The 3,989-nt window shown below is 73.1% G+C and carries 2 protein-coding genes and 1 pseudogene; all 3 read right to left on the reverse strand.

Features of this window, described 5'->3' with window-relative positions:
* On the reverse strand, positions 1 to 1,069 hold a 1,069-nt coding region (locus DEH69_RS30805), incomplete at its 3' end, for a beta-ketoacyl synthase N-terminal-like domain-containing protein (protein WP_309302916.1).
* Positions 1,070 to 1,110: 41 nt separating this feature from the next.
* Positions 1,111 to 3,477, reverse strand: coding sequence for a type I polyketide synthase (locus DEH69_RS30810; protein WP_258535088.1), 2,367 nt, complete (start codon positions 3,475 to 3,477; stop codon positions 1,111 to 1,113).
* A 222-nt stretch (positions 3,478 to 3,699) separates the two neighbouring features.
* Positions 3,700 to 3,987: pseudogene (locus DEH69_RS33740) on the reverse strand (hypothetical protein); the annotation flags it as partial.
* Positions 3,988 to 3,989: the final 2 nt, after the last annotated feature.

A 3,989-nucleotide genomic window follows, 5' to 3' on the forward strand; every position in this document is an offset into this window, starting at 1 on the left:
CGGGGCGGCCCTGGCCATAGGTGGCAAGCAGCGCCTGCGCCTCGATCGGGTCGCCCAGCGTGGTGCCCGTGCCATGCGCCTCGACGACGTCGACATCGGACGCCGACAGGCCCGCGTTCGCCAACGCCTGCCTGATCACCCGGCGTTGGGCCGGGCCGTTGGGCGCGGTGAGGCCATTGCTCGCGCCGTCCTGGTTGGTGGCGGTGCCCCGCACCACGGCGAGCACGGGGTGGCCGTTGCGGCGCGCCTCCGACAGGCGCTCGACCAGCAGCACGCCGACGCCCTCGCCCCAGCCCGTGCCGTCGGCGGTCGAGGCGAACGCCTTGCAGCGGCCGTCAAGGGCCAGGCCGCGCTGGCGACTGAACTCCAGAAAGGTGACAGGGGTTGACATCACGGTCACCCCACCGGCGAGTGCCAGGGAGCACTCGCCGCCGCGCAGCGCCTTGATCGCCAGGTCGAGGGCGACAAGGGAGGACGAGCACGCGGTGTCCACCGTGACCGCGGGGCCTTCGAGGCCCAGGGTGTAGGCCACGCGGCCCGAGACCAGCGCGCCGGTCATGCTGCTGTTGGGGTAGTCGTGGTAGACGAGCCCGGCGAACATGCCCGTGGCGCTGCCGCTCAGCGACGACGGGTCGATCCCGGCCCGCTCGATCGCCTCCCACGAGGTTTCCAGCAGGAGCCGCTGCTGGGGGTCCATGAGCGTCGCCTCGTTGGGGCTGATGCCGAAGAACTCGGGGTCGAAGTCACCGGCGTTGGCAAGGAAGCTGCCGCTGCGGACATAGGTGGTGTTCTCCCGCGTCCCGTCCGGGTCGTACACCCCGTCCAGGTCCCAGCCGCGGTCGGTGGGGAACTCGCCCACGGTGTCCACGCCTTCGGCGACCAGGTCCCACAGCTCCTCGGGCGAGGCCACGCCACCGGGGAAGCGGCACGCCATTCCCACGATCGCGATCGGCTCCCGATCCCGGTCCTCCGCCTCGCGCAGCCGACGCCGGGTCTGCTGCAACTCTGCGGTGGCGCGCCGAAGATACTCGCGCAGCCGGTCGTCGTTCGCGTCCTTCGACATCGACATCAACCCATCCGTGAAAGTCCACGATCAGTGGCGGGGTCCCGTCAGGACAGGCCCAGTTCCTTGTCAAGCACCTCGAACAGCTCATCGTCGGATGCGGCCACCAGGCCGGTGGCCTGCGTCGCGTCCGCCGCCCCGCTCCTGGCGTCCCTGGCCCGCAGCAGCGCCACCTCGAGCCGGGCCGTGACCTTGGCGTGGGCGTCGTCGTCGCTCGGCGCGAGGTCCGCCAACGCCGCCTCGATGCGGTCGAGTTCGGCCAGCAGCGGCGCGGCGGGGTCCGCCTCGGCGGGCCGCAGCCCGCCGTGCACGAGATCGGCGATGGCGAGGGGGGTCGGGTGGTCGAAGACCAGGGTCGGGGGCAGCGAGAGTCCGGTCTCGGCGTTGAGCGCGTTGCGCAGCTCGACGGCGCCGAGCGAGGTGAGCCCGAGCTCGTTGACCGCGCGGTCGGGCGGCACCGCGTCGATGCCCTCGTGTCCCAGCACCCGCGCGACATGGCCGCGGACCAACTCGACCAGGAATCGCTGGCGTTCGGCCTCGGTCAGCTCGCTGAGCCGCCGTTCGAGCGATGCCGGGCCGGTGGACGCGCGCCGGGTCGTGACGCGCACGAGGCCGCCGAACTTGGCGGCGAGCGTGCCCGTTTCGGCCTGGGCGCGCATGACCGCGAGCTCGAACCTGACCGGGAGCGTCACCGGCGGCCGCCCCGGCAGGGTCGCGGCGTCGAGGAGGGCAAGGCCCTCGTCCGGGGCGAGCGGCGGCATGCCCGTGCGGGACAGGCGGCGCAGCTCGGCGTCGTCGAGGCGGTCGGCCATGCCGCCGACCTCGGTCCATGGGCCCCAGCCGAGGGAGAGGCCGGGCAGGCCCTGGGCGGCGCGATGCCGGGCGAGGGCGTCCAACCAGGCGTTCGCGGCCGCGTAGTTGCCCTGGCCCGCGCCGCCGAGCGTGCCTGCGACGGACGAGAAGATGACAAACGCCGACAGGTCGTGGTCGCGGGTCAGCTCGTGCAGGTGCCAGGCGGCGTCCACCTTGGGTCGCATGACCGCGTCGAGGCGTTCGGGGGTCAACGCGCCGATCAGCACGTCGTCCACGACACCGGCCGAGTGCACGACGCCCGCGAGGCGGCGCTCGGCCAGCAGTGCGGCCAGGGCGTCGCGGTCGGCGACATCGCATGCGGCGATCTCGACCCTGGCGCCCAACTCCGTCAGCTCATCCGCCAGTTCGGCGGCGCCGGGGGCCGCGCTGCCTCGGCGGCTGGTCAACAGCAGGTCGCGCATGCCGTGTTGGGTGACCAGGTGGCGGGCGGTCAGGGCGCCGAGGCCGCTCGTCCCACCGGTGATCAGGACCGTGCCTTCGGCGTTCCACGACGGGGCGTGCGCCGCCGTCGCGGGGACGCGGGCCAGCCTTGGCACCCTGATCCGGCCTTCGCGCACGGCAATCTCGGGCTCGTCGAGGCGCAGCGCCTCCTCGGGCAGCTCGGCGTCGGCGTCGAGGTCGACCAGGACAAAACGGCCCGGGTGCTCCTCCTCGGCCGAGCGCACCAGGCCCCACGCCGCGGCGTGGGCGAGGTCGGCGCCGTCCGTCGCGCCGCGCGTGACGACCACGAGCCGAGAGTCCGCGGCGCGCTCGTCGGCCAGCCAGTCCTGGATGACGGTGAGCAGCCCGCGGGTGAGGGCGCGGAAGCCGTCGGGTGCGGCGCCGTCGAGCGGGGGGCACTCGTGGACGACGTGCGGGGCGGGCTCCGCGCCGGTGGGCGCGGGGGCGGGGACCCACTCGATGTGGAAGAGGGATTCGCGGCCTCCTGTGTGGGCGCGCACCTCTTCGGCGGTCAGGGGGCGCGTCTCGACGGACTCGGCCGAGAGGGCAGGGCGGCCGTCGCCGTCGAGGCGCACCGAGGCGCCGCGCCACGCGTGGGCGAGCGCGGGCTCGCCTTCGGCGGGCAGCCCGGCGGCCTCGGCCGCCGTGGCGAGCAGGGCGGCGTAGGTCTCGTCGTCGCGGGGGAAGGACGGCTCGGCGGCCTCGGAGGGCTCGGCGGTGAGCGCGCCCTCGGCGTGCTTGAGCCAGGGCTCCTCGTCGTGACGGCGCGCGTGCACGGTCAGGGTCCCGTCCTGGGCGACCATCACGCGCAGCGTGCTGACGTCGTCGGCGTCGGCGAGGACCAGCGGCGTGTGGAGGTCAAGCCGCTCGACCCGGCCGCGGCCCGTCCGCTCGGCGGCGAACAGGGCGAGCTCGGCCAACGCCTCCCCCGGCACCACCAGCGCGCCAAAGGCGTCGTGGTCGGCGAGCCAGGGCTGGGAGTCGAGGGAGAGCCGCCCGGTGAACACCACGCCCCCGGTATCGGGGAGCTCCACCATCGCGGTCAGCAGCGGGTGCTCGACCGCGTCCAACCCCGCGGCGGCCTTGGGCTGCTCACTCACCCAGTAACGCTGACGCTGGAAGGGGTAGGTGGGCAGATCGACACGACGCGCACCGCGCCCGGCGAACACCGCCGCCCAGTCCACAGGCACACCCGCCGCGAAAAGCCTCCCCACACCGGTGAACACGCCCTCCACCTCAGGGCGCTCACGACGCAACGTCGCCGCCATGACGCCATCGACGCTCTGCTGAGCCATAGCGGTGAGAACCCCATCAGGCCCGACCTCCAGAAAACGGGTCACACCCTCATCCGCCAACCGACGCACATCATCGGCGAATCGGACCGCATCACGCACATGCCGCACCCAATAGCCAGCCGAAGCCACCTCCTTGGGAAAACGAACCCTCGGCTCGCGATACACCACCGACTCCGCCACCTTGCGAAAGTCCTCCACCATCGGATCCATCAACGGCGAATGAAACGCATGGGACACCCTCAACCGGGTCTGCTTACGATCAGAGAAGCGTGCGGCCACCGCGTCCACCGCCTCCTCGGCACCCGAAACCACCACGG

The organism is Streptomyces sp. PT12 (assembly GCF_003311645.1).
Classification (GTDB): domain Bacteria; phylum Actinomycetota; class Actinomycetes; order Streptomycetales; family Streptomycetaceae; genus Streptomyces.